16 protein-coding genes are annotated in these 16841 nt (G+C 31.4%); 11 read left to right on the top strand and 5 right to left on the bottom strand.

The genetic code is table 11. The features are described from left to right. Positions 1–7: 7 nt before the first annotated feature. From ACKTSU_RS05825 to ACKTSU_RS05845, 5 genes are all read right to left on the bottom strand, one after another. Positions 8–1288: an APC family permease gene (locus ACKTSU_RS05825; protein ID WP_408035432.1), complete on the bottom strand. Its 1281-nt coding sequence runs from the start codon at positions 1286–1288 to the stop codon at positions 8–10. 107 nt (positions 1289–1395) lie between these two features. Then, on the bottom strand, positions 1396–3726 hold the full coding sequence (locus tag ACKTSU_RS05830) for an FdhF/YdeP family oxidoreductase (RefSeq protein ID WP_408035433.1): 2331 nt from the start codon (positions 3724–3726) through the stop codon (positions 1396–1398). Positions 3727–3831: 105 nt separating this feature from the next. Further along, positions 3832–4272: a hypothetical protein gene (locus tag ACKTSU_RS05835; protein WP_408035434.1), complete on the bottom strand. Its 441-nt coding sequence runs from the start codon at positions 4270–4272 to the stop codon at positions 3832–3834. Then, positions 4272–4823, bottom strand: a complete 552-nt coding sequence (locus ACKTSU_RS05840; protein WP_408035435.1) for a hypothetical protein — start codon at positions 4821–4823, stop codon at positions 4272–4274. Before ACKTSU_RS05840 ends, ACKTSU_RS05835 begins: the two co-directional genes overlap by 1 nt. Positions 4824–4886: 63 nt before the next feature. After that, on the bottom strand, positions 4887–5882 hold the full coding sequence (locus ACKTSU_RS05845) for a metal-dependent hydrolase (protein WP_408035436.1): 996 nt from the start codon (positions 5880–5882) through the stop codon (positions 4887–4889). A gap of 194 nt (positions 5883–6076) precedes the next feature. Between ACKTSU_RS05845 and ACKTSU_RS05850 the strand changes: the two genes are divergently transcribed. The 11 genes from ACKTSU_RS05850 (at position 6077) to ACKTSU_RS05900 (ending at position 16614) form a co-directional block, all read left to right on the top strand. Continuing rightward, positions 6077–8287 carry a tetratricopeptide repeat protein gene (locus ACKTSU_RS05850; protein ID WP_408035437.1) on the top strand — a complete coding sequence of 737 codons (2211 nt, stop codon included), beginning with the start codon at positions 6077–6079 and terminating at the stop codon, positions 8285–8287. Then, entirely contained in the window at positions 8262–8999 is a 738-nt protein-coding gene (locus ACKTSU_RS05855) for a LytR/AlgR family response regulator transcription factor (RefSeq protein ID WP_408035438.1), read from the top strand. The genes ACKTSU_RS05850 and ACKTSU_RS05855 overlap by 26 nt, the downstream gene beginning before the upstream one ends. Positions 9000–9130: 131 nt before the next feature. Beyond that, entirely contained in the window at positions 9131–9697 is a 567-nt protein-coding gene (locus tag ACKTSU_RS05860) for a hypothetical protein (RefSeq protein ID WP_408035439.1), read from the top strand. A gap of 30 nt (positions 9698–9727) precedes the next feature. Next, positions 9728–10720 carry a hypothetical protein gene (locus ACKTSU_RS05865; protein ID WP_408035440.1) on the top strand — a complete coding sequence of 331 codons (993 nt, stop codon included), beginning with the start codon at positions 9728–9730 and terminating at the stop codon, positions 10718–10720. A gap of 20 nt (positions 10721–10740) precedes the next feature. Further along, positions 10741–11979 (top strand): cadherin repeat domain-containing protein, encoded by a 1239-nt coding sequence (locus ACKTSU_RS05870; RefSeq protein WP_408035441.1) that lies wholly within the window; start codon positions 10741–10743, stop codon positions 11977–11979. Between the two features lie 79 nt (positions 11980–12058). Further along, a complete protein-coding gene (locus ACKTSU_RS05875) occupies positions 12059–13003 on the top strand; it encodes a hypothetical protein (RefSeq protein WP_408035442.1) in 945 nt (314 codons plus the stop codon). A gap of 13 nt (positions 13004–13016) precedes the next feature. Continuing rightward, on the top strand, positions 13017–13358 hold the full coding sequence (locus tag ACKTSU_RS05880; RefSeq protein ID WP_408035443.1) for a hypothetical protein: 342 nt from the start codon (positions 13017–13019) through the stop codon (positions 13356–13358). Further along, positions 13359–13970, top strand: a complete 612-nt coding sequence (locus ACKTSU_RS05885; protein ID WP_408035444.1) for a hypothetical protein — start codon at positions 13359–13361, stop codon at positions 13968–13970. Continuing rightward, the gene (locus tag ACKTSU_RS05890; protein ID WP_408035445.1) at positions 13967–15277 is read left to right on the top strand and encodes a PA3715 family protein; all 1311 of its coding nucleotides are present in this window, start codon (positions 13967–13969) and stop codon (positions 15275–15277) included. Before ACKTSU_RS05885 ends, ACKTSU_RS05890 begins: the two co-directional genes overlap by 4 nt. Positions 15278–15281: 4 nt before the next feature. Then, complete coding sequence (locus tag ACKTSU_RS05895) at positions 15282–15575, top strand: DUF7677 family protein (protein WP_408035446.1); 294 nt, start codon at positions 15282–15284, stop codon at positions 15573–15575. A gap of 34 nt (positions 15576–15609) precedes the next feature. Further along, positions 15610–16614 carry a hypothetical protein gene (locus ACKTSU_RS05900; RefSeq protein ID WP_408035447.1) on the top strand — a complete coding sequence of 335 codons (1005 nt, stop codon included), beginning with the start codon at positions 15610–15612 and terminating at the stop codon, positions 16612–16614. Positions 16615–16841 lie beyond the last annotated feature (227 nt).

Genomic DNA, 16841 nt, shown 5'->3' on the forward strand with positions numbered 1-16841 from the left:
TAGTTTTTTAGCTTTTTGTTTCACTTTTCTTATAAAACCATTCAATAATAAAACAAAGGAGAATAATTCCAAGAGAAACAAAAACTCCGACTAGATTGGATTGAAGTTGTTGTTTTATTAGAATAAATAGGGCAATTACACATAACAAACAACCAAAAAAAGGAATTACTTTATTACTACCAGTTTCTTTTGAGAGTTTAAAGCCTACATAATTTACAATTCCAAAAATTAAAATGAATCCAACACTACCAGCAGTAGAAATACTTTCAAGATTTAAAGTATTTACAAGTACAAGTGTAGCAATAGCAGTAATTAATAAACCGATAGGTTGATTCCAGAATTTAGATAAAAAATGGTGAGGTAATTCATCGTCTTCAGCAATTTCATAATTTACTTTACTACCTCCGTACAAAGAAGCATTAATTGCAGAAAAAGTAGAAATTAAAGCAGCAATGGTTATGATGGTGAAACCGAGTTGTCCTAACATAGGTTTTGCAGCTTCTGCCAGTACATAATCTTGAGCTTTTGCAATTTGATTGAAAGGTAATGACCCCACCGTAACCAAAGCAATAATGATATACAGAAAAATGACAAATATGACAGAATAATAATAGGCTTTTGAAATATTTTTCTCGGGATTTAGAATATCAGGAGCCGCATTAGCAATTAATTCAAAACCTTCGTAAGCAACGAAAATAACCATTCCTCCAGCAAATAGTTTGATAGGGTTTTCCCAGTTACTAATGGATAGTTGTGCCATATTAGGATTTTCTATGAGTCCATAGGCACCAATAGCAATAAAACCAATAAGAATTATAAGTTTTATAACTACCGCGTATGATTCAATTTTTCCTACTACAGCAATACTGTAATAGTTAATAGCTGTAGCTATAATAATAATAGCACTGGCGTATATATGAAAGTTGATCGTTTTATTTTGTGTTATTTCCCATAGGTTAGGAGCATAAGAACCAAAAGCCGAGGCATATAAGGAAAGCATAACGATATAACTTATCCATAAAAGGTTGTTGATAGCTCCGCTAAAAATTGTTTTTCCAAAACCTTGATTGATAAATTTTACGGTTCCTCCTCTGTCTGGATATTTTTTAGACAAATGTACATAGCTATAAGAAGTTATAAGTGCGAGAATACCAGCAAGTAAAAAAGCAATTGGAGTTCCTCCTTTGGCAAGTAAAACGGCAAGACCTAAAACGGCAAAAATACCACCACCCACCATACCTCCAATACCTATAGATATGGCTTCTTTTAATCCTATTTTTTTAGACATAGTACTGTATTAGTTGATGTAATAGTTACTAAAATAACCAATATTTTGAGAAAACCTTGCATAAGAGCAAGGTTTTAAGTTAGTTAAGAAGTGGTTGGTGGCTTTTTCTAATTAGTTAAAGTATCAGGATTGTGTTTTCTAACCTTAATCTTAACATGCTTAGAAGCTGGCATGTTACTTCCTGCTACTACATTGTGAATAGATACCAATACATTAGTTTCAGGGAAATACGTAACTGTATTTTTTTCAGGAATAGGATATTCAACAATAATGAAAAGTGGAGCAACACGCTCGGTATTATTGTCATAGTTGAATAAATCTACTTTATCACCAGTTTTAAATCCAGCTTTTTCTATATCTTTTTTATTCATAAAAATTACACGACGCTCGTTATAAACTCCGCGGTAGCGATCATCTAATCCGTAAATAGTGGTGTTAAACTGATCGTGTGTTCTTACAGTAGCCATTAAATATTCATCGTCGGCAAGTGTGTTTTGAGGTAATTTAGTTATAGAAAACGGAACACGGTCACCAAACTCTTTTGTTTTAAAGCTTCCTTCACGAGCACCGTTAGGTAGGTAGAACCCACCTTTTTGTTTTACACGAACATTGTAGTTTTCAAAACCAGGAATACATTTTTCAATATCATCTCTTACAGCATCATAACTGTTCATGTAACGATTCCAATCAACTACACTTTTATTTCCTAAAGTAGCTTTTGCCATTCGACAAACGATATGAGTTTCGTTGATTAGTTTATCTGAAATTGGCTGTAACATTCCTCTTGACCATTCTACAATTCCCATAGCATTTTCGGTACTTACATGTTGTAATTCGTCATTTATAATATCTGTTTCACTTCGGGAAATTGTAGGTAAAATTATAGATTCTTTACCGTGAATTAAATGGGTCCTATTAAGTTTAGTAGAAACAGAAACAGATAAGTCTAGTTGTCTTAATCCGTTTGCTGTATAGGTAGTGTCAGGAGTAGCTGATAAGAAATTTCCACCCATGCTAAAGTGTACTTTTATTTTTCCTTCATTCATTGCTTTTATGGTGTCAACCACATCATAACCGTTTTCTCTTGGCGGATTAAAACCAAAAACTTCTTCAAGCTTATCTAGTTGTTCTTGGGAAGGATGATTATTGATGAGCATTGTTCTGTTTCCTTGTACGTTACTATGCCCGCGAACAGGACAAGAACCGGCTCCAGGTTTACCGATACTTCCTTTTAGGAATAAAAGGTTTAAAACTTCTTTTAAAATATCAACTCCGTTAGGTTGTTGGGTAAGTCCCATTCCCCAGCAAATAATAATTCTATTTTTATAAGCTAACATTTCTGCAGCTTTACGGATATCCTCTAATAAAACACCAGAAGCTTTTGCTAGCTCCTCAAGGTCATAGTTTTCTACTTGTTTGATTAGTTCTTCATAACCAACCGTTTTATTTTTAATAAAATCTTGATCGAAAACTTTTCCAGGGGTTTCCTTTTCAAAATATAATAGTAATTGTTCAATTGCTTTTAGAAGGGCTAAATCTCCGTTGATTTTTACAGGAAGATACAAATCTGCGAGTTGAACTCCTTTTCCTAAAATACCATTTACTTTTTGAGGATCTCTAAACCCCATTAAACCTGCTTCAGGAAGTGGATTAATAGCAATAATTTTAGCACCGTTCTTTTTCCCTTTTTCAAGAGCGCTCAACATTCGTGGTGAGTTTGTTCCAGGGTTTTGTCCGATAATTATTACAATGTCAGTATCATAAAAATCATTTAAAGTAGCAGTTCCTTTTCCAATACCTGTTGTTTGAGCTAGGGTAAAACCAGAGGTTTCATGGCACATGTTAGAGCAATCAGGAAAGTTGTTGGTTCCGAATTCGCGAACAAAAAGTTGATATACAAAGGAAGCTTCATTACTTGTTCTTCCTGAAGTGTAAAAAGCAGCGTTATTAGGAGATTCTAATTTGTTTAAGTGTTCAGCAATTTTGCTAAAAGCATTATCCCAACTTATAGGTTCGTAGTGGGTACCGTCTTTTGGAAGATACATAGGTTCAGAAAGTCGACCTAAATGTCCAATTTCATAATCAGTTAGTTGAGATAAATCATACACAGAATTTTGTTTGAAAAAATCTGCAGTAATTCTTTTACTAGTGGCTTCTTCAGCTAAAGCTTTGGCTCCGTTTTCACAGTATTCAGCAATAGGAGAGCGTTCATCGTCAGGATCAGGCCAACCACAACTAGGACAATCAAAGCCATCAAATTGATTCATTTTAAACAAGGCTTTACCTCCTCTGGTTAACGTTTTATCGTTAATAAGGCTTTTTATAGAGTGTACTACAGCAGGAATACCAGCAGCCCAATCTTTTGGTTTACCAGTTCTTAGACTTAATAACTTATACGGTGGTTCAGCAGAAGCTTGTTTTTTAGGTTTATTCTCCATGATTTTTCTCTAATCTTAAGAAGATAAAGTTAAGAAAAAATAAAGGAGGTTGCAGTAGGTTGATTGATTTTGTATTTGGCATCAATAATGTAACCTACAATAGAATTAGCTTTTAAGAACCACTTTTTTAAGTAGTTTCTTTTTCTTTTTTGAAGCTTTTAAAAGTCGGATAAGATTGTTTATTCCAATAACAACTAAGATAGAAATACAGGCAGCCGTTCCTAATGCGCCTCCATAACCATTAAAAAAATCAGGGCTAACCGTATATATGAATCCGAAAACTATTCCAGCAAAAATAATTGAAATATAGTTTCGAGTAAGTTTTCCAGAAGTCATTCCAACAAAAGAAGCACCAAAAAATACCCAAGGAATTTGGTTGGTTATATCTTCTAAAAATATCTCAGGAAAAAGGAAGCATACACCAGCGACAATAAGAGTTAATAGGGCAGAGGCTCTCACAGGACCTTGTTTGTATTTTGTGCTTACTAAAAAGGTTAAAAAAGCTCCGAGTATGCTTGTTAAATATATTGATATGGTAGTTAGCATTATGAGAGAATTAACAATAATAATGATGAGATAACAACGCTACCAAAAGCAAGAGTACCTAATTTACCGCCAACTCCATGAAACAGATTTTTTGAAAACATATAAAAGATACCAGCTATCATACCTGCAATGAGTATAAAACTATAATCGATTACAACGTGTTTTTGTGACATTCCTACAAAACAACCACAGTATATAGCATTAGGTATGTTTTGTAAAACCTTAGATTTTTTATTCAAATTGGGTAAAAAGGAAGCGGTTGTTCCGATAAGTGCTGCTGCTAAAATAGAATTCAAAGGAGTAAAAAGATGTAAATAACTTGTAAGTAGCGCACCAGCGATAACAAAAATCATTACATAGAGAGGCTCAAAATCTACTTCTTTAATTTTAAAGAATTTTATGTAGGTGTAAATTATGAGTGCAGTAATAAGTGTTGTTAACGATATTACCGTAAAAACATTTTTGTGTTCAAGCAATAATGCAGTAATAAATGCGAATTGAGTAAGAACTAAAAAAATAATTGAAAAAAAGTGAAAATATTTTTGTCTCAAACCTGAGTAACGCTGTTTTTAAATAGAGTTACAAGTTTACGACATATACAGTGATTTCTTCAATTAATTTCCTTGAATTCTAATCCAAAGATCATTTACGAGTTCTTTGGCTTTTTCTCTGTTTCTAGGAACCTCATCTATAAGAACTTTATTATCTTCTTCAGTTATTTTAAAACTAAAAGCAAACTGTTGAAAATTCGGAGCTACACTAAGCAGTCCGAAGCGTAAATCATTTAAATAAAGAGCATTGTTTTTTTCTGAAAAAGTATACCAACCTTTGGTAATTTTTATAAGTCGTTTTACAGAAGCATCATCTTTATAATCACCCAGTAAATGGTGATTTTTAGGATAGGAGTAAAACTCAATAGGTTTTGTGTCAAAAAAAGAATAATAACCAATCAGATAAGCATCATCTGTCTCAACATTCGCAGACCATAAAACAGTGTTAAAAGGTGTAGGTTTGGTTTCTATTTCTTTATAAACTATTCCTTGTTCTTTTAAAGCATGCGCAAATTTAGTATAGGTAATTCCTTTGATAACAATAGTGATTGCCATATAAGAACTACTTACAATAAGTCCCAGGTTGTTATACTTTCTCCTTTTTGCTGCTCCTTTCCGTTGAAACATTGCCATTAACAAAAACACTAAGAAAGGCAGTGTGTATAAAGGATCAATAACAAAAATGTTTTTAAAAGCCAATCGAATATCGAGAGGCCAAAAAAGTTGAGTTCCCCAAGTGGTATGGGCATCTAGAATTGGATGCGTAATAAATCCCCAAAACATCAGTAGTGCCCATTCTTTTGTGGAGGCTTTTTTCTCATACAAGGAAATAAGCCAACCGAAAATCCACCCAAAAACAATAGCAAAAAAAACAGAGTGCGTAAAACCTCTGTGTATTTCTAGAGCAGTAACAGTATCGAAAAGTTTTCCAACATATACATCTAAATCAGGAATTGTACCAGCAATAGCACCGTAAAACATTGCTTTATTGCCAACTTTTTTTCCTAATACAGCCTCTCCAACTGCAGCACCCAAAACAATTTGCGTAAGTGAATCCATAAAGCAAAAATACTTATAAAACTACTAGTATTTAGAGTTAAAATATTTATCGATTCATTTTTGATGTAAGTTTTTAAGAAGCAGTTTAGTTTGTTAATATTTTTTTAAAACAAAAGAATAACAGTTTAAACCTGTTAAATTAATTTTATTAGATTTAGTTCCGTTATTTTGCTATAAACCAGTAGAAAAATTTTATGAAATTCATCAAGTATATTCTTACATTATCTGTTTCTATCATTTTTATTGTAAATGTTCAGGCTCAAAACAAAAAAATAGATAGCCTTAGAACTGGATTAGAAAATAATAAAGCAGAAGATTCTATAAGAGTTAATCTTTTAATACGTCTTTATTATGAGATTCAAGATTTAGAAAAAGAAAAAGCTAGACTATTATTGAATGAAGCCGAAACAATTTCAAAAAAAATAAATTACTCTACAGGTAAAGCAGATGTTATCTACTACAAGGGGCATATAGACGTTAAAAAATCTAATTACAAAGAAAGCATTCTGAAGTTTAAAGAAGCGATTAAATTATACAGATTTTTAAATAATAGGAAAGGAGAATCTTATGCAAACAATGGTATAGGAATGGCTTATTATTATCAAAGTGATTTTTCCAATGCTATAGTGTATTATAAAAAATCCGCAGAGATAGATGAATCACTAAATGACTTAAAAGGTGTTGCCGGAAGTTTAAATAATATAGGTAATATCTATGCTGACCAAGGAAATTATATAGAAGCTATTCGTAATTATACTAGGTCTAAAGAGTTAAAACTAAAAGTCAAAGATACTATGGGTGTTGCAAGAGCATACACTAACATTGGAAGCATATTTGGAGAACAAGGAAATTACCCTAGAGCACTAGAGAATTTTAACACAGCAGTGGGTATTTATGAAAAGTTAGGACTATCTAACTATACAGCAAGATTAATGTTGAATATGGGAATGGTTTATAATAACCTTGGCAATATTGAAAAAGCATTAACATATGTAAATAAAGCTTTAGAAGTGGCTAAAAAGCAAAATAGTCAAGTGACTATTGCTATGTGTTTAAGCCTTAAAGGAACTATTTATAAAACCCAATTAGACTATATAAATGCTTTAGAACAATTTCAAAAGGCTTTAGAAATACGTCAAACAATTAATGATAAAAGAGGAGTTGGTATAAGTTTGAATGATGTAGCAGATGTTCAAATTTTAGTACAACAAGAAGCAAAAGCTTTTAAGAATTTCAAAGAGGCTGGAATTGTGAATAAAGAAGTAGGTTCTCCAATCGGTTTATGTCGTTCCTACTTAGGATTAGCTAGGTGTTTCAACTCTCAGAAGCAATATCAGAAGGCGCTCAATTATGTATTGAAAAGTCAAGAAATAGCTGTTGAAATGAAATTACTAGAACTGCAAAAAGAAACCGCAGAGCTTCTTTCTATAATTTATAAAAATACAGGTGATTATAAAAAATCTCTTACAAACTATCAACAATACAAAATATTAAATGATAGTATTTTTAACAAAGAAAATATTGAAAAAATAACTCAAATAGAGTATGAGTATAAATACAAGCAAGCCTTGGATTCAGCCAGTATTCGAGAATTAAAACTAACAAAAACAGTACTTAATACTTCTCAAAACTTAAAAAAGTCACAACGAAATTTATTGTTCGGTATCGTTGCTTTTTTAATAACAACTTTGGTTTTAGGTATTATCATTTTACTCTTAAAACTGAGGAATCAAAAATCAAAAACACAAAATGTAATCATTGAGCAAAAACTACTACGCTCGCAAATGACTCCGCATTTTATTTTTAATTCACTTTCAGTTTTACAAGGAATGATTTTGGACAAAGAACAGAAAAAATCGGTTTCCTACCTGTCGAAATTTTCAAAATTGCTTCGAATAATTTTAGAAAACTCAAGAGATAGAACTGTATTACTTTCACAAGAATTAATGGCAGTAGAAAACTATTTAGCACTTCAAAACTTAGAAAATGAATTATATGTCTACACAATTTCTGTAGAAGATACTATTGACACATCGTTGTTTAAAATTCCACCAATGCTTATTCAGCCTTTTGTTGAAAATGCTATAGAACACGCTTTTGTAAATCTAACAGGTGACAGACTCATCAACATAGAACTCAGTTATTCAAACCAAGAATTACTTTGTATTATTACCGATAATGGTGTTGGTGTAGATTATTTAATGGAACGTAAAAATCAAGATAAAAAATCGCTATCAACCACTATTACTACTGAACGATTAAAAATACTATCAAAAGATGTTAAAATGAAAGGTTCGGTTACTATTGAGGATAGAAAAAAATATAATAAACAAGGAACTATAGTTACTTTGACAATCCCTTATATAAAAATAGAAAGTATTGAAAATATTAATAATAGAGGATAAAGAATATATTAGAAAAGGTTTACGAAATCTGTTGCAATTACTTGATAATGAAATAACTGTGTTAGGTGAATGTGAATCGGTAAAAGATGCCGTAGTAGTTGCTAATGCTTGTAAACCTGAATTAGTTTTTTTAGATATCAACCTTACCGACGGTACTGGATTTGAGTTTTTAGCACAAACCGAAAACCTCAATTTTAAAGTAATTTTTATTACTGCTTATGAAGAGCATGCCTTACGTGCGTTAAAAATTGGTGCAGTAGACTACTTGTTAAAACCTGTTGATATAGATGAATTACAAACAGCACTACAAAAAGTTGCTCAACTTCCAATATCTCAACAAAAACAACAAGTACAAGTAGCAAAACAGGCTTGGAATAATGAAGATTCAAAGCTAATTTTATCATTACATGATAGTTTTCAAGTAATTGATTTAAACGAATTGTTGTTTTGTGAATCAGATAAGGGATACACTACATTTTATTGCAGCGACAATAAAAAGTACATGGTTTCAAAAACCTTAAAAGAATTTGAAGAACGCCTTTCTATAGCTAATTTTACACGCCCGCACCAATCATTTATGGTTAACTTAAAATTCATTGACAAGTATGATAAATCAGGGGTTATCTACCTAAAGAATGGTAAAAAAATACCTGTCTCTTCCCGAAAAAAAGAACAGTTTCTATGTACTTTTTTAAACTGGACTAAGGGTTAAACCATTGTTTTTTACGGATATTTAGCAAAGCTTCGCACTTATTCATTCAAAAACCCCAGAAATAGATTTTCTATTTCCTACTTCACTTTAGCTATATACTTTTAGTCGTGTAATTATAAAAAAACACGAAAATGAAAGTATTAAAATTCATAGCAATCATAGCAGTATTTATTTCGTTGGTTTCTTGCGGAAATTCGACAAGTAAGCAAGCGGCTAATAAAGAAGGTTTTGCTGCTTTAGAACAAGAGATTAAAAACGAATTTGGTAATGACGCATATTACACAGATGTAACCATTACTTATAATAAATCTATAGGTAATATTTTAGGCGTAACTGTTACCTCAGCTCCTGAATCTTTAAAAATGGGACAATGGAATCATATGCAAGATAACTGGAAGCAAAACTCAGAAATTTCTTTAGAAGTACCTCAGGGAAGTAAAGCAGCAGATTTTATGTTTCAATTAAATAATAACATCAACTTATCTAAACTAGGTGAATTGGTTGAAAAATCGAGCACTCAATTAACTGCTGAAAAAGGTATAGATAACCCTGTTTTAAACATGGCGTATATTAAGTTTCCAAAAAATGGAAACACCACTAAAACTGAATACGTTGTGATGTTAAATCCTGAAAACGGAGGCACAACATTTACCTTCCGATATAAATTAAACGGAGATTTTATCGAGATGGATTATTAAAACACTATAAACTCAAAAAATTAAAATAATATGAAAAATGTAAAATTGACAATGAGCTTACTAGTGATAGCTATATTGTTTTTAGTAAGCTGTTCAAAAGATGAAAATAACCCTACTAAAGTTAGAACAACTTCTACAGAGTTTAAAGCACTTAAAACAGCATCTATAGAAAGTAAAATGCAAGATTTTCAGTTAGATGCAAACCAAACACAAGTACTTACAACAGAAAGAGGCGTACAATTTGTTATCAATGGAAATTGCCTTTCCAACAATGGAAATCCTATTACAGGAACTATCGATATAAAAGTTATTGAACTTTTTAAAAGTGGAGGCATGGTGATCACAAATAAACCTACTATGGGGAGAATGGAAAATGGAGATAAGGCACTCTTAATTTCAGGAGGAGAATTTTTTATCAATGCTACTCAAGGAGGAGTACAATTACAATTGGATTGTCCTATACAGGTTCTTGTGCCTACTAGCCTTACTGGGCAAGTAGATAATGAAATGATTTTATGGAAAGGAATAGGTATAGATGAAGATTGTGATTTACCCATAATCTGTGACAATATAGTTTGGGAAGAAATTGAGAACGAGGAAGTAGAAATTGCTAATGGAGATAATGGAGAAACGTTTTATGTTGCTGATTTTGGTGAATTTGGTTGGACGAATGTCGATAGATTTTTCCAAGACTCAAGACCTAAAACAACATTATTGGTAGATGTGCCCAACGGTTTTAATAACACAAACAGCAGTGTATATATATATTATAACGGAGAGCCAAATGCTTTAGGTGAGTTAGATACTTATATTGAAGAGCAAGGACTTTTCAGTGAACATTATGGTCAAATACCTATCGGTCTTGAGTGTCACATTGTGTTCGTTAGTGAAGATAAAGGGAACTGGCTCTTTGCAATAAAACCTGTAACCATCGCATCTGGTGATATCATAACTATTTCTGATGTCGATTTAAACACGGCAACGGCAAACGAGTTAGAAGCTTTAATAAATGACTTACCATAAAAAAAATAAAAAATAAACAAATGAAAAACGCAATCCAATTTACCAAAACATTATTTCTTACATTATTAATAATAACTTATAGTTGTAGTAAAGATGATGATCCAATCGTTATTAATCTTCAAAATTTAGAGGTTACAATAGATGAAAATCCAACAGTTGGACAAGTTATAGGGACGATTGAAAGCGATAATAATGCTTCCTTAATCTTTAGCATTACTTCACAAACACCAAACGGAGCACTCGAAATAAATGAAAATACAGGAGAGTTAACCGTTGCAGATGCTACCTTATTTGATTTTGAAACAAATCCTACAATTACAGCAACTATTGCTGCGGATAAAGCTCAAAACACAGCTACGGTAACCATTAGTGTAAACAATACAAATGAACTAAGTGTACAAGACTATACTACCACGGTTGATGAAAATCCAGTGAACGGACAATCTCTAGGTACTGTTCAGGCAAGTGGTGACGCAACACTAAGTTTTAGTATTGCTTCTCAAACACCAGCAGGAGCTTTAAGTGTTAATGCTTCTACAGGAGAATTGACCGTTGCAGATGCTACTTTATTCGATTATGAAACTAACCCAACTATTACAGCTAGTATTGCAGTTAGTAATTCAGGAGGAAGCGAAAATGGTACGGTTACAATCAATCTTAATGATGTTGATAATATAGGAGCATTGTTATCTACATCTCTGACGAATTATAATGCTGCAGCCAGTGGAGAATGGGTAATAATTACTGAAACAGAGTATGATAATTTAGCTAGTAATTTAAGTAGTATCACAAGAGCTGGAACAACTGTATCCGAGTACAGTATTCCTTATAGTAGTGCTATAAGTAATTTAAATGGGTCTATTACAGTCTCTAACTCTACAACCAATTTAATACCAATAAACGGTTATCTAATAGCTTTTAAATACAAGGTTTGGAATACTACAAATGCCTCTGGTGTTAAAGTAAAACTATCAAATAGCGCAAATAATAGTGGCTTTTCAGATATAGGAAGTTCGTTGCCTACACATTCGGGGAATTTTGAAGATGTTTTTTTTGTATTAAAAGGTAACAATACTCCAGTTGCTTCCAATAGTTATTTAGGCTTTTTTCAATCCACATCAACTTTGCTTCTTTTTAATCCATCAACTACTAATGGATCATATTATTGGGGATCATCAGATGCATCAACTTTAAATGGTCAAAACAATGGTAAAAAAGTATTTTATCAAGGCTTAAGTACTACTCAAGCACAGTGGTAAATAAATAGTTAAAATTAAAACTTAATGAACAGCCACTCAAAAAATTATTTTAGGTGGCTGTTTATCTAAAAAAATAATCATGATAGACTTTTTTAATCAATACCCACTGGTAAAATGGATCTTAGTAGGATTTGGAATCTTATACTTTTTAGATAAATATGGCATCTTTAGTCCTATAGATAATTTAATAAACCTCATAGGCAGGTATAAATTTAAAAGTCATGCGCATTTAAACGATCCAAAGCTTAAAGAAGTAATCACCTTTTTTAATAAAAAACAGTTTAGTAATGTAGAGCAAACTTTAAAAAGTATGAATTCTAGCCAACGCTCGTTTGCTTTTGAAAGTTTAGGACAATATGGAAACATTAAAATAAGTGACGAATGGATTACTAAAGATACTAATAATGATTTACCCAAAATAATTAAAGGATATCAATTAATTTATAAAGCTTGGCAAATCCGTGGTCGCGGAACTATTGACAGTGTATCAAACGAAAAGTTAGCATCTTTTAAAAAACACCTAAAAAAGGCCGAAGCTATTTTAATTGAAGTTAATAATAAAAATAGCAGTTTTAAAACCAATGCCGTTGCTTGTTTATTAACTATTTACAAAGCTATCGATGCAAATAGAGAATATGTGCATCAACTTTTCGAAAATGTGATAAATGAATTCCCAGATGATGCCGAATTGCATAAAAATTATTTAGCGTTTGTATCTCCCAAATGGGGAGCTAGTGTTGAAGAATATGAAAATTATTTAAATCGTATAAATGAATGGTCACCTTTTATTCAGCAATTAATATTAGCTCAATATTATTTTGATTTGATTTATTTTCATGACTATCAAGATGACGAAGGGAAAATAGAACAATTAATGACCGAGGTTAAAACAGCGTCTATTGAAAACATTAATTTACATCGATATGAACTGTATAAGTTATTATATTGGGCAGCAAGTAATTTAGGGCTAATTGAACATGAAACATATTATAAAGAAAAAGCATTACCTTATTTAGAAGATTAATCTGTTTGGAAAATTGAAAAAACTAAAACAATTTTTTGCTTATATGTTATGGACAATAGTTTCCATACTGTTAGGTATAACGTATATGCGGATTGTTTTAGGGGCTAATAATATACCTAAAGAAGGATTGGGGTATTTAGCTCATATGTTTTACAATTGGAGTTTATTTCATATCGGGTTGGTAATTGGGCTCGTAATTACGCTGTTATTTATTCTTTTGGATGTTTTTTACCTAAAAAAGAAGTTGAAAAATAATGGTAAATCAACAGCAGTTCGGTTTGGATGGCTTTTGATAATAACCATAACAGTTGGAGTAATTCACTATGTTTTAGAAAAAGTAATTGATATTATATAGATGGAAATACTGATCATTATTTTCTTACTCTCTCTCCTTGGCATAGGCATATTCCTACTCTATAAAGTATTAAAATGGGTTGTGGCTAAAAAAGCAAGAGCCATTGCTGTGTCATCAATACTGTTCATTACTATTATTAGTACTATCATGTACCAGTTATTCTTTGTGGAAATGGAATTTATCCAGTCAAAAGTATATCCCAATTTATACTTGGTGAAAAATGAAATTAAAGACCGTGACTCTTTAAACAACATCATTAAAAAATGGGTTATTGAACAAATAGATGACAATTTTATAGCTAATGGGAAAAAATACACAGAGAATACATACGAGGCTCCTTACGCAGCTTTAGCTTTTTATAGCTATTCTAAAAATTCTAGGCTATCTGTATTTCAAGATTACGGTACCGCATATTTTATAGATCATGAAGAAGATTTGGGTGGTTTCTCGGTAGAAGATTTGAGCATGTATCAGCATGAAAAACTAGCCACCTTCAATATCCATCCATACAAAAAAGACAGTACACAATATTATGGTGTATTGGAGTATTATAGAAACGGTAATGTAATGAAAACAGATACCATTGTATTACAACAAAAAAAAATAAAATGAAATATAGCTACTTACTAATAATATTTTTACTTTTCTCATGCTCAAAAAACAATAAAGAAAAAATACCAGCAAAAGGAGCAATAGAAAAACAAAAAATAGAAAAAGCTGTAGAAACAGTAGCAGACGAAATTGAAGCTGTAGCCAAACCATCAGAACATGTTACCACAACCTTCAAAGAAGAACTATTAAAACTGAAATTAAAAACGGTTCCTTTGGTAGATAGTACTTCATTTGATAGTTTTATAGATGAAAACGACTACAAAACAATAAATGCAGAAGCATTTCAGCTGCCTAAAGTCTATAAAAACTGGGATAACTCAAAATCCAATTACCGTGCAATTGATGCATATCGATTAAATTTATCCAGAGATTTTTATACAGTAGTGGTCACAGTATTACAAAACGAAGAGGTAATGGAATCTAAGTTAATTAACTACAATATAGAAGGGAATGTTATTGCATCGAAAATGATAGCTTATGATGAGATAGTAGAAAGTTGGGCTCGAACTAAATCAACAATAGAATCGAATAAAATTACAATTGATTATCAGTATACAGTAAATGAAAATGATGGAGATGGACCTATTTATAGTATTGTTAAAATTGAACCTGACGGAAATTTTAGAGACTTGGGTATTAGAGACATCTATTACGAATTGGTTATAAAAGAACTAAATTTGGATGAATCGAAACTAGTTCCAGCGTTACAAGCTTTTAAAATACTACCTAACAGTCCACATGAAGCTGTTGTGGTTATTCCAGAAATTGTAGAGGGTAGTGAAGAAGAACATTACTTTGCACTTAATGCACATGTAGCCTTTGTTAATATAGAAAATAAACAAGTTTTATATCATTATTTTGAAAGTGCTAAAACCAATGGTTGGATTTCGGATGCGATAATGCTAAAAGAAATAATTATAGACACGGCATCCTATACTATTACAGAAAAGGAGAGAGCTTTTGGTATTAAAACCCATTTTGTTGGTAGCTCACGTGTAAATCCTTACGAAAGCGACCGTCTTTCCTTGTTTATAATAGAGAATAATAGTTTACAGAAAGTCCTACATAATTTTGAAGTACTATACAGCGGAGGTGAATGGGATGGTAGTTGTAAAGGACAATTTTTTGACAAGAAAAAAACACTTATTATTTCTGAAGAAAAAACCAATAAGTATTTTGATATTGTGGTAAAGAATAAAATAACCGAATCTATCGCTTTTATAAATGTGAATGGTGATTGTGATAATAAAAATACCGTCACTACTAAAACATCGGTGTTAAAATTTGATGGAAAAACCTATAAATAAAAATATGAGATTAAGCGAATCATTTAGTGGAGCACTTAGAACCTTTGCCTATTTTATGGCAAGTGGTACTCACGACCAATTAAAAGGTATTGACTACCTAAAGCTTTATGGTGAAGAGCCTAGTGCTATTGAACAAGCCTTTGCCATTTTTGCTAATGTAATTGCATTAGACGAAAACGGAGAAGTACTCAATGCAAAACATGCCGAAAAACGTGCGGTAGATTATATCCGTTCGTATTGTGATCATACTTTTAAAGTAGAACAACCGTACGAAGATTGGGAATTAGAATTACATTAAATCAATAAAGTAGTATAATTTATCTCAAAAAAGAATGAAAAATAAAACCATTCCACTTTTACTAATAATCATTTCACTGGGTTTTTATTTTATTTCCTGCAAAAACAAATCTGAAAAACCTGTAAAAACAGAAATCAATACGATGGTTAAAGCTGTAGAAGATAATAAAGGTGCAATAAAGTCTCTAGTAAAAAAAGAAACAGAAGAAAATACAATTCTAGATAATCTTAAAAGCCATCTAAGACCTAATGAACAATTGAAATTTGGAACAATTTATACCGATACTGTTACTTATGTAGATTTCAACAATTATGACTATGACGAAATACTCTTTTCAGTAAAGAAGAATGATGATACTGTCGTATTAATTAGTGAAGATAGTTGGGAAGGGAAGTATTTTAAGGAACAAAAAATTATTATAAACTGGAAAATAGACAGTATTAGACCTGTTGGTGATCCTGAGTATTTAGATTTTAAAGAATTTTTAGTATCATCAACAAAAGTAAAGACTTCCCAACTTAACGATAAAAATATAAAAGTTCTATGGCGAGAAACACTATATGATGATGAGTTAAAAACAGATATTAATACAATTGTACTTAATAAAAACTATCAAAAAAATATGACAGAACCCGAAAGAGCCGCTTTAGGGTACATTGCAACTTTTGTAGGGAACGAATGTGAATGGGATGGAGGAAGTCCCAATGAAAACAGAAGTAACCTTGATTGTAAGCTACTGTCTTATTTAGATTTAGGTTATCAATGTTCTGATAAGCATTTAGACTTTTTAAATGGTTGGTTTTCAAAAGACAGTGTAGCCTTAAACAAACTTAAACGTTGCCCTACAATACCAAATGGTGCTACAAAACAATCAACATTTGATGAGATTTTACTGAAAACAAACACTCAAGACCAAACAATAACAATCAGTTATAAAGTTAAGGTTATAAATGTTCGAGAGAGTAGTGTAACCAGCTATACAAAAACTGACCAATTTAACTATGATTTGAATAGTATAATGTTGATTCGTTCAGAATAAAAATAAAAGAAAAAACAAAAATCTATTTTCACGATACAGAAAGTAATATTCATAATAAAATTAAAGCTTATAATTGGGTAGGGTAGTAAAGATACAAGTCTATGATTTCTATTAATAAGAAGAGTAGAATGTAGGTTCTATTTTTGCTCAAATTGTGAGCGTTTTTTTACCCAATTATGTTTTTATTGTATTTATTAGAGGTATGTTTCCAAAAAATATTAACGTAT

This window comes from Tenacibaculum aestuarii (assembly GCF_964510395.1).
GTDB lineage: Bacteria > Bacteroidota > Bacteroidia > Flavobacteriales > Flavobacteriaceae > Polaribacter > Polaribacter aestuarii.

Coding starts and splice junctions, on each gene's coding strand:
- ACKTSU_RS05825 (WP_408035432.1), bottom strand. CDS start 1,288: ATGTCTAAAAAAATAGGATTAAAAGAAGCCATATCTATAGGTATTGGA.
- ACKTSU_RS05830 (WP_408035433.1), bottom strand. CDS start 3,726: ATGGAGAATAAACCTAAAAAACAAGCTTCTGCTGAACCACCGTATAAG.
- ACKTSU_RS05835 (WP_408035434.1), bottom strand. CDS start 4,272: ATGCTAACTACCATATCAATATATTTAACAAGCATACTCGGAGCTTTT.
- ACKTSU_RS05845 (WP_408035436.1), bottom strand. CDS start 5,882: ATGGATTCACTTACGCAAATTGTTTTGGGTGCTGCAGTTGGAGAGGCT.
- ACKTSU_RS05850 (WP_408035437.1), top strand. CDS start 6,077: ATGAAATTCATCAAGTATATTCTTACATTATCTGTTTCTATCATTTTT.
- ACKTSU_RS05860 (WP_408035439.1), top strand. CDS start 9,131: ATGAAAGTATTAAAATTCATAGCAATCATAGCAGTATTTATTTCGTTG.
- ACKTSU_RS05865 (WP_408035440.1), top strand. CDS start 9,728: ATGAAAAATGTAAAATTGACAATGAGCTTACTAGTGATAGCTATATTG.
- ACKTSU_RS05870 (WP_408035441.1), top strand. CDS start 10,741: ATGAAAAACGCAATCCAATTTACCAAAACATTATTTCTTACATTATTA.
- ACKTSU_RS05875 (WP_408035442.1), top strand. CDS start 12,059: ATGATAGACTTTTTTAATCAATACCCACTGGTAAAATGGATCTTAGTA.
- ACKTSU_RS05885 (WP_408035444.1), top strand. CDS start 13,359: ATGGAAATACTGATCATTATTTTCTTACTCTCTCTCCTTGGCATAGGC.
- ACKTSU_RS05890 (WP_408035445.1), top strand. CDS start 13,967: ATGAAATATAGCTACTTACTAATAATATTTTTACTTTTCTCATGCTCA.
- ACKTSU_RS05895 (WP_408035446.1), top strand. CDS start 15,282: ATGAGATTAAGCGAATCATTTAGTGGAGCACTTAGAACCTTTGCCTAT.
- ACKTSU_RS05900 (WP_408035447.1), top strand. CDS start 15,610: ATGAAAAATAAAACCATTCCACTTTTACTAATAATCATTTCACTGGGT.